14 protein-coding genes are annotated in these 18,961 nt (G+C 51.4%); 5 read left to right on the top strand and 9 right to left on the bottom strand.

The window, feature by feature from the left end; all coding sequences use genetic code 11:
* Positions 1-28: 28 nt before the first annotated feature.
* Complete coding sequence (locus tag C1J03_RS25305; protein ID WP_162798409.1) at positions 29-190, top strand: hypothetical protein; 162 nt, start codon at positions 29-31, stop codon at positions 188-190.
* Between the two features lie 144 nt (positions 191-334).
* Here the strand turns inward: C1J03_RS25305 and C1J03_RS10070 are convergent, their stop codons facing one another.
* The 5 genes from C1J03_RS10070 to C1J03_RS10090 all read right to left on the bottom strand — a co-directional run bounded on the left by C1J03_RS10070 (position 335) and on the right by C1J03_RS10090 (position 5,023).
* Positions 335-2,377 carry a UvrD-helicase domain-containing protein gene (locus tag C1J03_RS10070; protein ID WP_254694237.1) on the bottom strand — a complete coding sequence of 681 codons (2,043 nt, stop codon included), beginning with the start codon at positions 2,375-2,377 and terminating at the stop codon, positions 335-337.
* Between the two features lie 55 nt (positions 2,378-2,432).
* A complete protein-coding gene (locus C1J03_RS10075) occupies positions 2,433-2,822 on the bottom strand; it encodes a hypothetical protein (protein ID WP_114886146.1) in 390 nt (129 codons plus the stop codon).
* A gap of 73 nt (positions 2,823-2,895) precedes the next feature.
* Positions 2,896-3,375, bottom strand: coding sequence for a hypothetical protein (locus C1J03_RS10080; protein WP_114886148.1), 480 nt, complete (start codon positions 3,373-3,375; stop codon positions 2,896-2,898).
* A 1-nt stretch (position 3,376) separates the two neighbouring features.
* Positions 3,377-3,514: a hypothetical protein gene (locus tag C1J03_RS10085; RefSeq protein WP_162798495.1), complete on the bottom strand. Its 138-nt coding sequence runs from the start codon at positions 3,512-3,514 to the stop codon at positions 3,377-3,379.
* A gap of 354 nt (positions 3,515-3,868) precedes the next feature.
* Positions 3,869-5,023, bottom strand: coding sequence for a helix-turn-helix domain-containing protein (locus tag C1J03_RS10090; protein WP_114886152.1), 1,155 nt, complete (start codon positions 5,021-5,023; stop codon positions 3,869-3,871).
* 815 nt (positions 5,024-5,838) lie between these two features.
* On the opposite strand from C1J03_RS10090, the gene C1J03_RS25310 reads away from it, so the two are divergent.
* Positions 5,839-6,036: a hypothetical protein gene (locus tag C1J03_RS25310; RefSeq protein ID WP_162798496.1), complete on the top strand. Its 198-nt coding sequence runs from the start codon at positions 5,839-5,841 to the stop codon at positions 6,034-6,036.
* Positions 6,037-6,576: 540 nt separating this feature from the next.
* Here C1J03_RS25310 and C1J03_RS10105 read toward each other — a convergent pair.
* The 4 genes from C1J03_RS10105 to C1J03_RS10120 all read right to left on the bottom strand — a co-directional run bounded on the left by C1J03_RS10105 (position 6,577) and on the right by C1J03_RS10120 (position 13,698).
* Entirely contained in the window at positions 6,577-8,898 is a 2,322-nt protein-coding gene (locus tag C1J03_RS10105; protein ID WP_114886158.1) for a DUF262 domain-containing protein, read from the bottom strand.
* A gap of 111 nt (positions 8,899-9,009) precedes the next feature.
* Complete coding sequence (locus C1J03_RS10110) at positions 9,010-10,377, bottom strand: exonuclease domain-containing protein (protein WP_114886160.1); 1,368 nt, start codon at positions 10,375-10,377, stop codon at positions 9,010-9,012.
* Between the two features lie 78 nt (positions 10,378-10,455).
* Complete coding sequence (locus C1J03_RS10115; RefSeq protein ID WP_162798497.1) at positions 10,456-12,483, bottom strand: DNA phosphorothioation-associated putative methyltransferase; 2,028 nt, start codon at positions 12,481-12,483, stop codon at positions 10,456-10,458.
* Positions 12,484-12,555: 72 nt separating this feature from the next.
* A complete protein-coding gene (locus C1J03_RS10120; RefSeq protein ID WP_114886164.1) occupies positions 12,556-13,698 on the bottom strand; it encodes a cysteine desulfurase family protein in 1,143 nt (380 codons plus the stop codon).
* A gap of 127 nt (positions 13,699-13,825) precedes the next feature.
* On the opposite strand from C1J03_RS10120, the gene C1J03_RS10125 reads away from it, so the two are divergent.
* The 3 genes from C1J03_RS10125 to C1J03_RS10135 are packed head-to-tail and all read left to right on the top strand — an operon-like array spanning position 13,826 to position 18,939.
* On the top strand, positions 13,826-14,767 hold the full coding sequence (locus tag C1J03_RS10125) for a DUF4007 family protein (protein WP_114886166.1): 942 nt from the start codon (positions 13,826-13,828) through the stop codon (positions 14,765-14,767).
* Entirely contained in the window at positions 14,757-18,107 is a 3,351-nt protein-coding gene (locus C1J03_RS10130; RefSeq protein ID WP_114886169.1) for an ATP-binding protein, read from the top strand. Before C1J03_RS10125 ends, C1J03_RS10130 begins: the two co-directional genes overlap by 11 nt.
* Positions 18,100-18,939: a phosphoadenosine phosphosulfate reductase domain-containing protein gene (locus tag C1J03_RS10135; RefSeq protein WP_114886171.1), complete on the top strand. Its 840-nt coding sequence runs from the start codon at positions 18,100-18,102 to the stop codon at positions 18,937-18,939. Before C1J03_RS10130 ends, C1J03_RS10135 begins: the two co-directional genes overlap by 8 nt.
* Positions 18,940-18,961 lie beyond the last annotated feature (22 nt).

Here is an 18,961-nt window from a genome sequence, read left to right on the forward strand (position 1 = left end):
CTGCAGCCAAAGCCCGACCCTCAATGTCATGTTTCTGACCGCTGACCCGACCACGGATCCTTTCCGTAATGACCTGGAGCGCGAAACCTTGCGCGCCGAGTTGGAAGACCTGGTTGGCAAAGAACATGTCCCTGACCTTGCGGCAGGCGACGAGAGTACGCTGGACGAGCATACCGCCAGCGGAGGCTGAACAGAACTTCTATGCACAGCGCGACGTGCTCGATATGGTCGCGTGAAATGAAGCTAAAGGTCTCCGGTTAAACCGGGGCGATTCAGAGCCCTACGAACACCTTATTTCTAAGTCGTCTCGTAGCCACATTTTTGTGAATAATGCTTATGATCCCGTGAAACCTGTTGAGGCGTCCTCATGCACAGGCCAGCCCGCGCCGAAATCGGCAAGTTTCGGCGCGGTGCATACAACGGTGAGGTGACTACCTTCCTGACTTCGCCTCAAACGCGTCAAGGCCGCATAGATTGAGGCAAGATCTGTTTGCCCAGTTGCATGACCGATATGAATAACCAACAGGCGGGCTTCCCAACCTTTGAAACTGTGAAGCGTGGTAGCCTTGACCCGGGCATCCCCCATAAAGAAAGCCATCTTTCGACGATTTTGTTCGGCTTTTTCTCTGGCGAAGGTATGGGCACTGCGGACCCTGTAAGTTTCAAGTTCATCCACCACCTCTTTGCCGAAATCTATATTGTCGGTCAGAAATGTGATGTCTGCATTGGCCAATCCGGCTTTCCCAGTTTGCCGCATCATGGCCAAAATAGCGTTCACGCATTGCCGCATCGCGTCCTGTTCATCACACTGTATCCAACGTAAGTCGCATGGGAAAAAGTCCATATCCTGCTGATCTGGATCCGGAATGTCGCATGTCTCGATGGGCAAAAAGCGGTCGGCAAAATCCCTTACAACAGGATGGGCGTCAGGCGGTAAACGGTAACTGACGTCCAGCGTAGCCCAGCTACCTCCTTCAAAACCTGCACCTTTCATGGATAAATCCGTCCAGCTTTTAGCAGTGCCGTAAACGTCTTGCGTGGCATCGGCGACCAGAAGCATTTCCCCGTTATCACGAAGTGCGTTGCGCAACGCATTCCACCAGTGGGGGAGGTAGTCCTGACCTTCATCAACTAGAATGGCATCATAGCGTTTCGCATTCGGGTGCTTTGCGGCTAGGGTTGCGAGTGCGGGCACCTTGTCATTTAGGATGGCCGGCAAGATAGGGCGGAGCATCCGTGCTTCTTCAAGCGCACCCAGCTCCATAGCCTTTATCTTGGCGATAGGCTTCATGATCTCAGCATAGTCATCCGCATACCCTGTATTATATTCCTCGTCGCAACAGACTTCTCCACACCATTTATGAAAATGTCGAAAGGTCAATTGACTGCTGTTGCCCGCGCTCTTGACGTCTCGCACAACTAGATCGCGTAGGTAATGCCACAGCGTCATATTGAAGGTGACAATCAGCACCTCCTTTCCCTCATTTATCAGACTGGCCGCGCGGGCAGCCAATACCAAAGATTTTCCGGATCCTGCTGGCCCCTTGATACGGCGCAGGCCACTCTTGGTTCGGGTTTCCGCAAGGTTACGTTGGTTTCGATCAAGCTCCAACGGTCGGCGCTGTTCACGTGCAAAGTCCGGCTCAACTAACCAGCTGCGCAGATCGGCAGCAAGGGCAGGGAACATCAACTGCGGCGCGTTCGCCTCGCGGTTCAGAAGTGGCAAGATTGCGTTAATGTCATCCGTTTTTATCTCACTTTCCCCAGCCACAGGCCAATAAGTCTTGGCTTTCTTCTGCTCCTTCTCATTCAGGAAAGGCCTCTGGAGCTCCATGATACGTGCAGCGTCGGCAAAGGGGAAAATAACACCAGCTGTGATTGCTCCGTAGCCTGCCTTCTGCCGGAGGCGTGGGCAGTAAATATTGTATATTTCGTCTTTGTAACGCCTGATTTTTTCGAATGGATTTTCAACCGTGAATGTTTCTCCACGGTGCGTTGCGCGCAATTCTTGATACCCGCTTGGATACCCTTCTACATGGTATTTCATCGCATCAAGGTTCCAATCCTTGACCTCGTAAACACCAATTCCAACATTAGGATTCAAAATAACAAAATCGGGTCTCAGCCCATTTAGATGGGGCTGAACATAGATTTCCCACTCGGGAGAGAGTAAACGATCAAATAGTTGGAAGACTAACTTTTCGCCGCGCGTCATCGGCTGCCGGAGAAACTCGTGTTGGTCGATCGGCGGATCGACGACACGTGTAGTGTTTTGCACTATAGCCAAGGGCATTCCTGTTTTTGAACTCTTGAGATGAGTTAATGAATGTTGCGTCATTGAAATATCCAGCCATTGGTTCTGGCGAGACAGTTTCATGGAGTTTTGACAAAATTTAGGCGCACTCGTGAAGTCCTACTGGCGTAGCGACCTATCAAAACGGTATGTCATCGTCAGTCGAAGGTGTTGGTTTCCTACTGTCGGGTGCCACTTTGCTTTCTGATCCACCCTGCGGTTGCCCGTCAGTGAAATAAATTTGGTAACCTTGATCGTTGCGGCTGCGAACATGCGAGCGGGCGTTCGAACTGTCCCACGCCGAAAGCTCATCGTATGAACTGAAATGTGGGCCCTGCGTATATCCCTTTGCGGCCATCGCAGATGACCAGCTGTCATTGTGCCTCTGTTCTTTGGAACCAACATCTGAAGATGCGCCATTCCAATTCGCCTTTTCACTCCGGCTTGAGCGTTCATACTCGCGCGAATAACCGTCGATGATATCGTCCGCGTCTGCACCAGCACCGAATACGTCTTGAAAGTCGCCCATATTACAACCTCTTGTTTAGAAAACAGGAATGAGAGTTTAGTTAGCCTCGAAAAATGGCTTTTCTTAGTCGTTGTCAACGCTCAAGCAGTTCACCATCCGGCTCTAGATAAACGCCATCCGAGAGATACATCGGCTCACCATTCGTGTGGCAAATGTCGTTATAGAGTTCGCGCATGTCATTATTCGTGTCGAGATTTAGCGTGGCACCCATGTCTTCTGCGAGCATCGCCAGAGAGCTAATGCAACTGTCCTCTGAACCCTTCCCTGTGATTTCTGCGAACGGTCGGCCAACGCCATCTTGCCTGATTTCCAAATCACGATCGGAACCGGCGAACTTGACGAGAGCTACTTTCATCGCCGAGATCAGGGCTCCCTGATCCGGATAAACGGGCACGCCCCGATCATCACCGACCGTTGCGGTTTTGATGGCTCCGCCACTCAGTCCGTAGCTCGATCCACAGGTCAAGCGAAGTAAGGTAAACCCCTCAACGTCGGCCCTATACTGCGTATGTGAGTGATGTAACTTTTTCGATGCTATAATATCTATGTTCATGTCAACCTCTGCTTTCTAATGAATTTTGTAGCTCGAAGCTTACTGACCTCATCATGCTCTCAGGACCTTCGCCGAATTCTTTGAGGTTTAGAACATCGGCTTCGTCGGCAACCGTGTCTTCAATTTTGGAATAGATCATGATCTCGGCTCCTTTGTGCCCTGCGCCAACTATCTCCGTTGTGGCGCACCCGTTTTCTGCCAAAGCTTCTCCTTCCTTCAGGGTTTCCTCGGTAGCAGGTCACGACGGCACCATCGGCGCTCACAATTGCACGTAACTTCGTGGCAGATTTGAGGGCTCGAGCGTCATAACCTTCTGTTTTGAGCTGCTTCACGGTGCGGTCCAGAAGGCGATACCTTTCGCAACCACCGCCAGCGTCGGATCGGGATCCGTGGATCAAAAGAATGTCCAAGCTTCGGTCTAGGATTCCGCGCTGCGCGATACGGGTAACGGCATGTTTGCTGAGCGAGAAGGTGTTTTGATGGAATAGCTGGTTCATTGCCCGCCCTCCTCGAACCCTGCTTTAGCCTTCCGGCGATGGGCCTCCAATTGGTGAAATCGCTGATAGATCGGGTCGGTCATCGGAAGGTGAAGCTTCTTCGGAGATTCAATCTTCTTTGCCTGATACTCGGGCAGCGTTTCTTTGTTGATATGCCGGTCCTCCAAATAAGGTTCTATCCAGCAAAGCTTTTGAAGCTCCTCGTCATAATATGACGGATACCAGCCTTCCTTATAACAGTGTTTCTCGGCGATCTGGTCATATTCCTGTGCGAGATCGGGATAGCGGTTCGCATAAAAGGCGCGCCAAGCCTTGAGCTTCACAAGGCCTGCATCGCGATTTTTCGAAACCTCTTTGTTGTATTGATCATCAACTCTCGCCAACTCTTTGCGCAGCACGCGAATAAAGGATTCGGCGCCTTGGTCCTCACTGGCTCTGTGATCTTCGAGGCATTTCGAAAGACGGACGTGACCTTTGATTAGAGCTTCTGCAAGCTCGTTGTCCCCGCCAGTCAGCTCGACGAGCCCGTCCAAGTCAGGAATGAAGCCTACGGCTGATGGCGCCTTTCCTGGGGCGGGCTTTGCAAGGTGCTCTGCGTTCACGTTTTCTTGGATGTCGTGGCATAACCGCTGGATCGCCACATAAAAGAGATTGCGAGAATACTCTCCTTTCAAACCGAAACACTTTTTGTTCCGGCTGGCTCGGTCATCAATCCCCCAAGCGTCTTGAGCTTCTGGACTTCCTTGTCTCGCGTCAATCAGACCAAGACGTGCGGCTTGCGCGTCATCCTCACTGGGGACCCGCAGGGCATGGCCCGCGACGATCGAGAACAAGACCGGGGCCAACTCCATGATGTCCTTCTGGGAAACACCGTAACGGAGTTCCATCAGTTCATAGGCATTGTGCGCCGCGATGGACACGCGAGCATAAATGGCGACCTCACCCTCGCCTGTAAAGATTGGGTCGAATTCTTCCGGCGTGCAACCCAACGCGTTCGCAAGCGCCGTTAGATTTTTATCCGAGGGTGGATTCTCACCGCTGACCCATCGGCTCATGGTGCGTTTGTCTGTATTAACCTCTTTGGCAAGGGCCGCTTGGGTCTTACCTGCTTCCTTGAGTTTCGTTCGGAGGAGCTTTGCATCGAATGCCATCTGTATGTTCCCTGTGTTGTCTTACTAATTGGTAACATGACAAAATAGTATATTAATAGATGGCATCTCATGACCATATTCTTCCGTCAAAGCTCCGTTTCGTTCAGGAAAATTATATAATGGTTGACTATATGGACATTATTATAGACATTTATGTCATCGCCGAGGCAGCCCACTGCGAATCGCGCCGATTATCCGCCCCTTGAGCTGCCACCTCAGACATTCGGATGTCCTCACAGCCCTCTTACGACCTCGTAAGCGCACGTCGCAGCGCGCGATTTCCGGGATCCTCTGGTTCCTCACCGGGATGCCGACCACCGCCCTTCCAATCATCAGTTGCAAGACCAGCGCCTTTGCCGTTCCAGCGGATCAAAGCTCGAAAACTATTTCAGACTGCCGAGACGCTGCATCAGTTCATAGAATTGCTGTAAATCGGCGTGAGCGGCGGTTCACTCATAGGAAATCGTTCGCTTCTCGCAACGGCACGTGCATATGATCCGTAGATCATAAATGAAGTTTATGGCCGGTAGGTCATATTTGAAGGTGTCATCCAAACTGCAGGGCTTTCACTTCCTCCATCTTCAGCAAGGTTTTACATTCAGGTTTGGTGCACTTTGCCAAGTTCGGATCCTCAACGCTGTGTTTCTGATTGCTGAACATAAGCGGGCAGCCGTGTCAGACGCGGGACAAGCCCCGCTTCAACAAGAAAATTCCCCTGCGCCAGCGCCTTCCTCTCGAGGCAGTTTTCTCGCTGACATCCCCTTGGTGCCCGCTTTGGTAATGTTCATCGAAACACTCAAAGTTAGGATCAAACAATGGCTACTCAAACTCTGAAACTGAACGTCAAATCCGGAGAAAAAGATGGAAAAAACTTCTGGGACCGCTGCGGCGTCCTCTTCGTCAACACCGATGACGCCGGCATCATCACGTCGATCAACGTCAAACACAGCATGTTCCCTGACGTCGAAATGGTCGCCTTCCCGCGCCGCGTCGATGATCCGGTCACAGAGTGATCAGTACGCCTGGGCGGGTTGCCACCGCCGGCATAGCGGTCGAGGTACTGTTGGTAGATGTCGACGATTTGGGTCTTGGTCAGGCCTGAGACATAGGCTGTGTATTTCAGCGCTTGCCAGGTCACATCACGCCCGCTGTCATCGAGCTTGTTCTCGATCACAACAAGGTTCCCGCGTCGCGATGAAGATCCGGTCACTGATTGACGGTCCCGCCGGGGCGGGTTTGCCCGCCCTGGCTTTTCTCCAAGGCGGGCAAACTTAGCTGTTTATTGGTTTTCCATATGAATTTCAAGTATATGCCGATTAAAGCTAAGATGGCAAAGTGTGAAAAATTCTACATCAATCCAGGCGTGTGTTGTGATCTGGATTTTTGAGTCAAGCTTTGGCTCAATGGCAAAAAGCGCTCTACCGTTCTTGTGATTGGGGCCAATTCACTACGGCGCTTTTGGTGAGCCAAGACCCACACCAGAGGTCAGGGGCGGTAGAGATGACGCGCCGTGGCCGTCGATGTAAGCTCATGTGCCAATTACTGATCAAAGACTATTTGTTGAGCCAAGGCCAGACATGCTCCCAACATAGTTCGGCAGTATTCCTGCCGCGGGCCGAGACAACATCTTCATTCCATAATTCGACGTTGCGGAGCGGATCAAGAAGGGAAAGCCGCGTGCCTTCTTGTAGGAGTTTGGCCGTGTTCTGCGAGAAGCTGATCCCTGCCGCCTTTGCCTCTTCAATACGCCTATCCTGATCAGCCACCGATGATTCAGTCAGCGCAAGATAGAACTTCTTCTTCTTCTCCCAGCTGTCGCTTCCGATTGCAGAGTTCTCTTTTGCTGGCAGTAGCACGAGGTTGCCAAGAGTGTGTCTTAGAATGCTATCTTTATAGAGGCCGTTGTCCCACCCATGCTTCGGGACTGTTTCCGGAGCGATGTGCTCGACGGTGGCGTAGTGATTGCCATGCCAGGTTGCGTAGTTGCAGAAGTTGTTAGTATGGACGCTCGCCTTTACGCCGTCCGTTTTCCAGATGCCGGGTGTGGTCTCCGACGGAATGGCCTGATGCGCTGCCGTCAGAATCATGAACCTGACGAGTTCCCGGGATTGTTGGTAAAGCGGGTTTGCCGCCGCCATCCCTACCCAGCTCTCCTTCGTAAGCGTCTTCAGTTTGTGCGTCAGAAGGGCCTTGAAGGCCTCTTTGAGTTCGTCTGGTGAGAGAAGGTCGTTCGTATGGTCGACGCCCGCACAGAGGCCGAATTTGCGGCTTGATCCGCGGCCGAATTTGGGGGCCATTATAGCCCTGAAATCACTATCGATCCCTGCCGTGCCGCCGGTCGCCGCGCGCCGTAGCACAAGGAATGCGGCTACAGCCCTGAGAACCTCAACGAAGCGATCTTCGCCGCTATGTTTCAGATCATCCGTCCAGTACCGCGAGAGTATGGGAAGCGCGAGGCTGGTCTTCATATCAGCAATGAATGAGGAGAGGAGCTGCACCTCGTCCACCGTTTCGCTCCGGTGAAACCTGCCGAGTTCCTCGACGCCGCCGCTCTCCCAGTAGTAGCGTCGGAACTGCGTGGCGTCCGCAAGCGCCTGCACGAATTGGCGCGCGGAGCTCGGGCTGTTCTTTGCAGCATTGTCGTAACTCTGGCGCAAGAAGTTACGCTGTGCTGCAAGGTCTTTCGAGAGTTTTCTGCCTTCGAGATAAAGCGCGAAGGTAACGATCAAGTCCTTGGTCTCGGCTTGTTTCTTTGCCGTATCCGAAAAGCGTTGATCCAGATTGCCATCTATCGTGGCAAACGCACTTTCTGAAGGTGTTCCGGCATAGCCATGCTGTTTTTTTTCATAGTTTATGACACGGGGCTTTAGGGTTTCGAGTGCTGTGAGAGGCTCGCCGGTCGTATTGAGAGCATCAAAAATATCGAAGGCCGCAGATTCGTCGTGTGTTGTTACGCGTGTAAGCACAATGCAATTGCAAAAGTAGGATGCGAACAGGAGCGTCCGCGTCAGGCAATGAAGTTCTTGATGCTTGAGGATCGTATCGAGCGCCCGGTTTCGGTCGCTGTCATTCTTTATGAAGTCAAAAAATCTATCGAATAGAGTACGGCACTGCGCCCGCTGTATCCATGATATGTCGAACTGCTCACATTCGGTATCCTCGTACCAATCCGCATCGTTTAGATTGCCAATAAGACGGCGGATGAGCTGGTAGTTGCCCGCAAGTTTCTCGGCATCGGTACCGCTTCCGAGCGACGGAGGAACATATTCAGTTTTTTCACTGTCAACATATTCGGCAAATCCGTCAAGAAATCGTGCTATGGCGGACTTATAATCCGACGTGGGCTTGCTTCGTCCGCGCGAATCCTCCTGCCGGACTATTCGGGGGAACGGGAAGGTGTTCTTCGGCGAAATGCGTTGCGATCCGACAGCACACTCATAGAGCGCATAGAGTCGTTCGCTCAATTCCTCTTCGAGCCATTTCTTCAGAGTGGCGTCAACGGAGGATGGAAAGTCTGTCCGTTCAAGTTGGCGGCGCAATGCTTCGCTGATAGCGCAGGCAAACAATGACAAGGTAGTCAAGCGCTGCTGCCCGTCTACGACGGCAAAGGAAAGGCCGCCAAAATCCTCTTCCTTGTTCTCCTCTTTAACGAGGATCAGCGTGCCAAGAAACGTAAAGGCGTTGGCATCGCCGCTTTCCGACGTACGGGCAAAGCCATTTAGCGCATCGTAATAGAGCCTTACGATGTTGGCTTCGGCCCAATCATACTGGCGCTGATACTCCGGGATCGCAAAACCGACACGCCCTTCCTCAAGCATTGCCATCTCAAGAGGGCTGGTTGCTAGTGCTTCAAACAGGTCTTTCGCTTTTTTCATGCTCACCTCGCAAGTACTTTTGGTTTTTATATCATGTGTTTGAGATCATAGGCCCGCAGCACGGGAGCAAGTGTGTGGGAGAGATGACACGCCGTGGCCGTCGGCGCAAACTCATATGTCAATTTCTGAGATCCTTGCGTGGTAGAAATCTTGAAGTGCACAAATCTGATCCATGTTTAGCACTTCACCACACACGATCTCGTGGAGTTGTTTTTCTACAATGGCCTTTGTCGTCCATGGCGTGGATGGCTCCTTGGTCAGCCAGCGGTCGCGGATCGCAGCGCTTGCTGCTGATCGGTATTTCTTGGGTGCGAACTCCGGGGCGTTGGAGAAGATAAGCCGCATACCCAGTTGCTTGAGGCGGAGGTCGTCTAGTTGAGCGACGATTTGAGCGCGGTCACGCCAGTCGGCAACCTCGAAATCTTCAAGGACCCGTTTGTCACCGGCGTTGTAGAATCTGTCATAGATTAACTGTTCGACGTGTTGGGCTGGCTCTTTGTCCGCATAGCGATTTGCCAAAGCCTGTCCCACACGTTGATGAAATTCAGGATGCGCAGAAACTAGCTGGGCAAGCGAGCCATGCGCGGAGCGGGGGTTGGCTACAGGAAAGACGTTCGGGGCTTTGTTTATCGCAATCGTTCGTATCAGCTTGGGTGATGCAGCAACCGCTTTGGCAAGATCTTGATCGTTGGCATCGATGATAGAAGCATCGCAAAGGTCCAGATCGAGAAATGCAACGGAGTTATTGTTCTGCGGGTTTGTGCCTGCGAAAACACCAAAATAGGATCGTGGCTGTGCCGCGCCAAATCGTTCGATCAGGCATACTGGATGCCCACTTTGTAGCAATCGGTCAACCTCGTGCTTGTCGCGGTTCAACAAGCATTGATCCCAGACGGCAGGAGCATGCTTGCGAATGACTGATGCGATATGGATCGTCGCCTCTACGTCGCCGAGGGCATCGTGGGCGTCATGATTTGCAAACCCGTTTTCGGGAGCGAGGCGATCAAGTTTAAAGCTTTCGCGCCCAAGATCATCAAGTGGCCATTTGAGGGCGTCTGGCTCGCGATCCCTTACTGCGTAGATCACCTTCATGAGATCGAGGCGGTCATTGTTGGCAAACTGGGTTTGATATAAATTGGGATGAAGATTTTGATAGAACGATTGCCTGAGAAACTCTTCGTCAAATGCAAGTGTGTTGTAACCGGCCCATGTCGCTGGAGCCCAGCGTTTGATCAGGTCGCTTATCTGATGTGAAAACTCGAACCATGATGGAAGGTCAGGGTCCACCAACTGATCTGGCGAGATCCCTGTCACAGCAAGCGCCCATGGTGCCGGAAGAATGTGCGGTGCCAGTCTGCAGCGAATATCCACGCGCTCGGCCTCGTTCAGGTCGTTGTCTGTCAAGATCGCCGCAAACTGTAGGGGCTGGTCGAAAGCGGGTGATGTCCCCGTGGTTTCAAGGTCGTAAAATGCGAACATGCGTGTCTAATACCCGTCTCTTTCTGGCCAAGCCTACATTCTACCAACCAACGCGACGAAAGCCCAATTGTGTTTCATCTAGCTAGGAATCTTTACGCCAGCCTTGAGGAGGGTCTGAGCAAACTCCCGGAAACTCGGTCCTTCATTGTTGAAATTAAGAGTGTTCAGATCCAAGACTTCCTGATCAAACGCTTTCTGTGCCGCTCGTCGAGGATCAGCATCTGTCATGTAGCGAGATTTTAGATAAAGAAGCCGAACGTCATTGTTTGCAGAATGGTCGATGATGGAAACATCAAAAGTGTCGAACTCGACTTTCACCCGAGTCATCAAACGTGGGAGAAATGATGTCTCAAAATCGGCATATGTCAGGGCAGTTAGCTTACGGCTGTTTATGTGTATTCTTAGCAGAGTTGTTTCGGACAGATCACCAGCCAGTCGTTCCGCGAGCGCAACATACCCTCGAAGCCTGACGGACAGGTCCTGGAGTCTGTTAGCGGAAAATTGGAATTTGCCGTGTTCTAAATGTCCGATCCTGGCAGTGGCTGCAGCTGCGGCATCTTCTAAGAGCAGGTCTTGATTGCCGATGGAATAGAGAAGCTCTTGTCCAGATTCCTGCGCTCGCTTGTGGCTGCCGAAGAAAGCCCGAATGTCGCGCCTCAGTTCCGGAGGAAATGAGCCATACGATTTTCTTTGTGAAAATGCGTGCATTGCGAAGTGGAGGCTTAGATCTTCAGTTCTAGTGGCAACGATTTCTTCAAGTTCTTCATGACCTATGTCAGCAATTGCTTGACTTGCCGCATACTGAAGGCCTTGTTTTGAATGCGAAAGCTTTGTCGCAAGGCTTTTGGGAAGCTCTGAGAGGTCGGGCTGGCGGCCAAAGGCCCTGATCTCAGCAGCAAGGTCTCGGATGGTTGTTTGGCTGAGCTTTTCAGAGGATTTATTTGGGATGCTTTTTTGAGGTGTACTTGGTTTTGGAACGGCGCGGTACTCACGCGCCTTGAAGCCAATTTGACGCCTTAGCAAATATCTTTGCTCTTCTAACTCATCCCGAAAGACCAAAAATATGCCTTGGCCGACAGCTAAGGGCTCGACATCTAAAACACTGCTGATGAATTCTCTAAGTTCGGACTGTGTATAATATTTTTGGAACGTCTTTCGGGACGTCAAGTATCCGTCGCGGTAAGGCCGCGCGCCACTTAGATCAGCTTTGCCGTACAGCATGACGGAAACGGCTAGGCAGACCTCCGTCAAGCTGAATGCGCGTTTCAGCGCCTCGGCCCGCTCTTCAGGGTCTTCGATAACGTTCAGTACAAACCCGAGATTGGTGACTTGGCTCTTTTTCAGAGAGCTAGGATCTGATCGATAATGTGGATCCCACCCTTCGACAGCATACCCATCGGACTCCAGGGCTCGGATGTCATCGCCTTGGCCACATCCGTAGTCCAATACGGTGCTATCGTGACGGATAAGCCCACTAGTAAACAGCAGGTACATTGGCGCAGAGAGTGCAGCGCGTGTGATCGCTGTCTTGTGTCGCTCAATCTTCTTGTTTTCTGAGGTGCTTATGTCATCAGTTTTAGCCTCGAGAAGCTCGTCTGACCTTGAGCTACTAAGCACCACGTTTGGACCTTCGACTGTCAGTCCGGCTTCAGCAAGTGTCTCCATCCAAATCCGCCGCGTTCCCTTGTTTGCCATATTCTTAAACAGCCCATTGCTCTCTAAGGACTGCGTCAGCTTGGCAAACTCATCTCTCAGCGGATGATCCGGGGCGAGGAGTAGCTCTTTTCTGTGGAGAATGGGTGGATTTGCGTCAGAGTATTTTCTCAGTTTTGCGCCTTCTTCTGCGAGGTGGACGAGTAGGCTTGCCCGCAGCTCTGGAAAAGCCACGGCGCTGAATTCTTGGTAGTCCAAAAATGAGAAGGTCTGATCGTCTTGCCCCGAGATCTTTAACACCGACCATTGGAAGTCTTCCGGAACCCTTTGCAGTGCAACGCTCAGCTTATCCTTTGCGCTCGTCTGAAGGTAATCAACCGCGCCCCGGTGCACGTAGATTGCTTGGCCCACCTTTTTTCCAACCGCATTTTTGGGAGATCTTTTGTCTTGCAAGTTTCAGCCTTCGGGTTTGGACCTTTCTAAAGGTTCTTCTAACACATCCTACCTGATCGAAGGGCGATCGATCTAGAGTACCGCTATTATGGCCTCTGCGGCTGTTAGAGCTTCATCCGATGTGTTGGTGTGCCCAAAGCTAAAACGAATGGAGGCTTGCGCTTCATCCGATGTAAGACCGATTGCGCTGAGGACGTAGCTTGGTTCCGTAATTCCCGAAGAGCAGGCAGAACCCGTCGAAGCTGAAACGATAGGCTGTAATCGTTGGAGCATTTCATCGGCATCGTGTCCTTCGAACCTTAGATTCGCATTGCCAGGATGACGGGAGGCGAGCTTTTCGCCATTTAATCTTATATGGTCACGGCTCGATTGCAGTTTATTTACGAAAAGATCTCGTAGTCTTGCTACACGCGCTCTCATGGCAGCTCCGGCCTCCGAGGCATGGAACTCCGCCGCTGCGCCAATACCAACACACAAAGGGAGGGGCAACGTACCGGACCGCATCCCACCCTCTTGCCCGCCTCCGTGAAACAAAGGCTCAATGTGGTCCTTCAATTCACGACTCACAAAGAGCGCGCCAACACCCATGGGCCCACCAAATTTATGCCCCGATAGACTGACCATATCGGCCAAATTCGCATAGTCCATAAGGTCGACTGCGCTTGGTGCCTGCGCGAAATCAGAGTGGAGGATTGCGCCCGCATCACGGCAAAGTGCTGATATTGAGGCAAGATCTTGGACGGTTCCGATCTCATTGTTGACTAATGCTACGCTTACTAACAAGACATCCTCGCTTAGCATGTCTCGCAGTTTATCGAGGTCGACGTGGCCTTTCCCGTTGACCGGAATCTCTAAAACCGAGCATCCTGTTGTCTGAGCAACATAGGCGGCACTTTCCAATACGCACTTATGTTCCGTCGCCGAAACTAGGATTGTCTTGCGTTGACTTTGCCGTTGCTTCGGAATGCACAGGCCCTTTATCGCAAGATTATTCGCCTCTGTAGCGCCGGATGTGAAGATGATCTCATCCGGATCGGCTCCAATATAGTTGGCCACTTTGGTCCTCGATGACTCAGTAGCCTTGTTTGCAGTCCACCCTGTGGAATGTTCGGATGAGTGTGGGTTGCCATGGAAGTCAGCCCAAAACGGCTGCATTGCGGCCCGAACTGTGGGCAGGATCGGGGTGCTCGCTTGATGATCAAGGTATACGGTCAAAGGGTTTTTCCTACCAAATAGGAGCTTAGCTGTAGACCAAGCTTGATCCTGGGGTCAAGCACCAGGACGCCGTTGACCATCTCCTTGGAAGATCGCTATAACGACCCCAAAGCGGGGTAGCAGCTACATGAAAAAGCAAACAACATTCACGCAGGATTACAAGCCGCAATTCTCGGGGCACGAAACCTTTCCCTTGCGTTATGGGTGGTTGGAAAAGGCTTTTGAAGCTGTTGATGCTAGCGGCCTGAATAACAACAAGATTTTTTCAGACAGCACGGCAATCGCGCATTTTGGCGTCGGCAAAAATATGGTAGCCGCAATCCGGTTTTGGGCACAGGTCGCAGGTATACTCGCAACCGATGGGAAGGATGTAAGGACGACCAAGTTAGGTCAGCAGTTACTTGGGCCCAATGGTATCGATCCATACCTTGAAAACGCTTCATCGCTCTGGAAAATCCACTGGGACGTTGCGTCTAATCCCAAGCACACAGCCACATACTGGTTGTTCAATATTTTCAATGAGCAAAACTTTGACCGCGATACGGTTCTGCGAAGGTTGCTAGAATTTATTGGTCAGCGTGGTTGGAAGGTGCCAACGGAGAAGACGTTAACAAACGATATAAGCGTCTTGTTGGCTAACTACGTCCCTAGCGTCCCAAAGCGTGGTCCAAGCGAAGAGGCATTCAATTCTCCGCTGACTGAGCTAGGTTTGATCCGGCGGCGCTCCAATGGAAAGTTCGGTATGAACTTGGGGCGGAAACCGAGCCTGTCTAACGGTGTTTTCCTCTATGCGGTGTGCGATTTTTGGGAACGAACGTCATCCGCAAACACGCTTAGCGTTCAGTCGATGCTACTAGAGCCCGGGTCTCCCGGAAGGGTGTTCGCACTTGAGGAGTGGGAGCTGATTGATAGGTTGGCCGATGTCGCTGACATGACCGACGGTTTGATTTCCTGGTCTGAGACGGCTGGATTGAAGCAGCTTCTTAGACTTGGGGAGTTTCCCCCGGATTTTGCAGAGAACCTCTGGTCCTCCGACATTTCCGACTTGAGAGGTTCACATGCCGCTTAACGAAATTGTCTCGGTGAATGGACGCTTCTTGCGATCTGTTCGAATTGATCAAGATGACCGCAATGAAGCACTAGAAGGCTTTGTCTTCTCATCATCAGTACGGGAAATCCTCAGTAATTTTTCACATCAACAATTTGAGAGTGGGCAAGGTGCCTTCACATGGACCGGTCCGTATGGAAGCGGGAAGTCGAGCCTCGCACTAGCCCTCTCTGCGTTGTTGAGTGGGGATAAGCAAGAACGGGCGACGGCCGCGAGCAAGACTGATCCAGAGTTTGCAAAGGAACTATGGAAGTTACTCCCTCCGAAGCGAGATGGCTGGAAGTGTGTGTCGGTCGTAGGACGCAGTGTGGAACCTTTCCAGCTGATCGGTGATGGTATCAAGGATGCAGGACTTGCAGCACGCCAAAGGAAGTTTGATACGCCTGAAAAAGTCATCGAGTACTTGCAGTATCTGGCCTCCGCGGACAGTGAACATTCGGGAGGTTTAGTCCTCTTTTTGGATGAAATGGGGAAGCTACTTGAGCACGCCGCATCCTCATCAGGAGATGCATATTTCTTCCAACTGCTTGGTGAAGCGGCTTCGAGAAGCGGCGGCCGCCTCATCGTTGTGGGTATCCTTCATCAGTCATTCCAAGAATATGCGAGCCGCTTGGCGCGCGATATCAAAGATGAGTGGGGAAAGATCCAAGGTCGCTTCATCGACATTCCCGTCAATGTCTCTGGCGATGAGCAGATTGAACTGGTGAGTAAGGCGATTATTGCTGCAGATCAGCCAGATAGCGCTAGCCAGAACGCAGAAGCTGCTCTGGATCTTCTTGCCGACGCTCGACGCGGCGCGTCCGCCGTTTCGAAAGAGTTGCTTACTAGCGCTTGGCCCCTCAATCCGCTTGTTACATTGGTGCTCGGGCCTGCATCCCGACGGAGTTATGGGCAAAACCAGCGTAGCATCTTCAGTTTCTTAGGGTCATCCGAACTGTTTGGCTTTCAGGACTACCTTGAAAAGGCGAGCATAGAAGATCCGAAAGACTACGGATTGGCTGATTTTTGGGATTATCTCGATTTCAATCTGCAAGCCGCAATCGCGGTGTCTTTGGACAGCCATCACTTTGCAAATGCGAGGGATGCAATTGCACGGTGGGAAGCGAAAGATGGCGGCGAACTCGGTGTGCAACTGCTAAAGTCGCTAGCCATTTTGGAGCTGACACAAAAGCAAACCGGAGTAGGTGCGACGCTGGGTGCACTTTGCCTGTCAATAAACCAAACAAGTGCTGCAGTAGAGGAGCTTTTGTCAGAACTTGAGGCGGCGTCGATTGTTGTTTTTCGAAAGTTCAGAGGTACTTACTCCCTCTTTGACGGGAGCGACTTTGACATTGAAGTGGCGCTGGATGAGGCATTGAGAGAAAGATCAGACTTCGATCTCAGCTCAATCTCAAACGCTTTGTCTTCACCAAATATCGTGGCTAAACGGCACTACCGTGAAACTGGCGCTTTGCGCTGGTGCGAACTCAAGGTCATGCTCGAAAGCCAGGTAGAAAACTATGTCACCAGCTTTGCCCCTACAAATGGATGCTTTGGCGCATTTATCGTTTCACTGGACGATGCGCCGACAAGCATTGTTGAGGATTTTGGTGAGTATGGGTGGGGGGCTGACTTTGCGGTTGTAAGGTCTGAAAAATCAAAGAACCTTGTGGCACTTGCACGAGAGCACTCGGCTTTGAAAGATATCTTGGCATCGCATGCTGAAATTCACCGAGACAAAATTGCGCGCAGAGAGCTTAACGATCGTATCGAGGCGATTGTGGGCCGCATTGAGCATGAGGTCTGGCAATTGATCGAAAGCGCAGAATGGCAAACTGGAATTGATGATCTTCCAATTCCTGCGCGTCGGAACCTCACAGTTTTGGCGTCAGAGATGGCAGACCGTCGATTTCCAATGTCGCCAAAGTTAAACAACGAACTGCTGAACCGAACCAAGCCATCGGCATCGGCCAATTCAGCGCTCAAGCTGCTACTGCATGCCGCCGTCCTTAAAGAAGGTACTCCAGGTCTTGGGTTTAAGAAATTCCCTGCTGAAAAAGCTTTGTTCGTATCGCTAGTTGAGGCTAACGGATTATACTTCGAAGAGGGCAATGAATGGAAGTTTGTCCCTCCATCAAGAGATGATGCTGCCAATCTGATACCCATTTGGAAGGCAACGAAAGATTTCTTGAAGAAGCGGGGCAACCGCAACGTACAACTCACTGATGTGTATGACCTCTGGCGGGCACCTCCCTTTGGACTGAAGGATGGTTTGATGCCATTCCTTGCTGTGTTGTTCATGCTCGCGGAGCGTCGGAACCTGTCACACTACCGGGAGGGTATTTTTCTATCGACTATTTCGGATGTTGATGTGGACTATGTTCTGAGAGCGCCGCAAATGGTCCAACTACGCTGGATCGAAATGAACCAAACGACGAAGAGGCTCCTCACTGAGTTGGCAAACGCGGTCGGTGAAGTTGTTGACGATCGAGTCTCAACGCTAAGTCCGCTGGAAGTTGGGCGCGCACTCATCGCAGCATATGAGACATCAGCCCCTTGGGTTCAACGAACCTCACGTCTGCCTGAGCATGCAAAAAAAGTAAGAGCGCTCTTCAAGCGTTCCAATGACCCACAAAAGTTCGCCTTTGATGACATTCCAGGTCTCTACGGAAAGGACATCGATATTCTAACAGATCAAGGGATCTCTGAGATCGCTCAAAACATCAAAGAAGGGCTGATTGAAATCCGTGCGGCTTACCCTGCGATGCTCACCAGAATGCGCGAACACATTCTGAATGAGCTGCAAGTTCATGGGCGCACTTCGAAAGCGTACCGAGAGCTGAACGAGCGCGCGAATAATATCCGAGATGTTGCCGGTGACTTGCGGCTGCGATCATTCATCACTCAGCTCACCAGCTTCGGAGATGACCTGCAATCGATGGAGGCACTTGCGGGGCTAGGTATCAACAAACCCGCCAAAGCCTGGATCGATAGCGACATTGACCGAGCAAATGTGCAACTCACCTTGCTTGCGCAGCAGTTCAATCAACACGAATCTGTCGCGCGTGTCGCTGGGCGAAAGGACAAGCGGTCCGCAATGGCATTAATTGTCAGCGTTGATGATCGGCCAACCCCTGTGATGGAGGAATTTGACATTTTGGATTCCGACAATGAGCAGGTGAACAACCTCAGTAGAAAGATTGAAGAAGTGTTGCAGCAAGCTGCAGAAGGCACCGGTAGAAACGTAATCCTTGCTGCTTTGGCCAAAGTTGGGGCCGCGAGGATCAAACAATCAAACGCGAGTGAGGAAGTAGATGGCTGACAAAACTAAACATGTATTGGGCTTGTCAGGGGGCAAAGATAGTTCAGCTCTCGCGATCTACATGAGCCAGGCTCACCCAGAACTCGATATCGAGTATTTCTTCACTGACACGGGTGAAGAGCTGGACGAGGTGTATGAGTACCTAGCAATGCTTGAGGGTTTCCTTGGCAAGAAGATCCGGTACTTGGACCCAGGGCGAGATTTTAAGTTTTACCTTGCTCAGTATAATCAATTTCTTCCGTCAGCTCAGACGCGTTGGTGTACGAAGGACCTGAAGATCAAGCCTTTTGAAAAGTGGGTCAAATCTGAATTTACCGAGCAGGGATACACTGTTTACAGTTATGTCGCGATCCGTGCTGATGAAGATTTTCGCCAAGGCCTGAACTCGAAAAATGGCAGTCTGATTACTAAACTGCCCTTCAAAGATGATGGGATCGACAAGGCCGGCGTTTTCGAAATTCTTGAGAACTCAGGGCTAGGCCTTCCAACTTACTATGATTGGCGTTCCAGGAGTGGCTGCACGTTTTGTTTCTTTCAGCAAAAAATTGAGTGGGTTGGTCTAAAGGAGCGTCACCCCGAAGCCTTCGAGAGGGCCAAGGAAATGGAGAAAACCTCTCTCGATCACGGATCGCCGTTTTCGTGGAGTGAAGGGGAGACGCTTTTGGAGCTAGAGAAGCCAGAACGCATCGCTCAAATCCGCGCAGATCATGAAAAGCGCGTCGAAAGAGCTAAGGCGAAGAGGAAGATTGATCCTCTTCGGCCAGAACAAGGCGCTGTTGATCTTGATGATATCTATGGCCAGCAAAAGGTGTGTTTGGCCTGCCATAAATGACCAGCTTCCAAAAATTAGCGAG

This window comes from Sulfitobacter sp. SK012 (assembly GCF_003352085.1).
Lineage (GTDB): Bacteria > Pseudomonadota > Alphaproteobacteria > Rhodobacterales > Rhodobacteraceae > Sulfitobacter.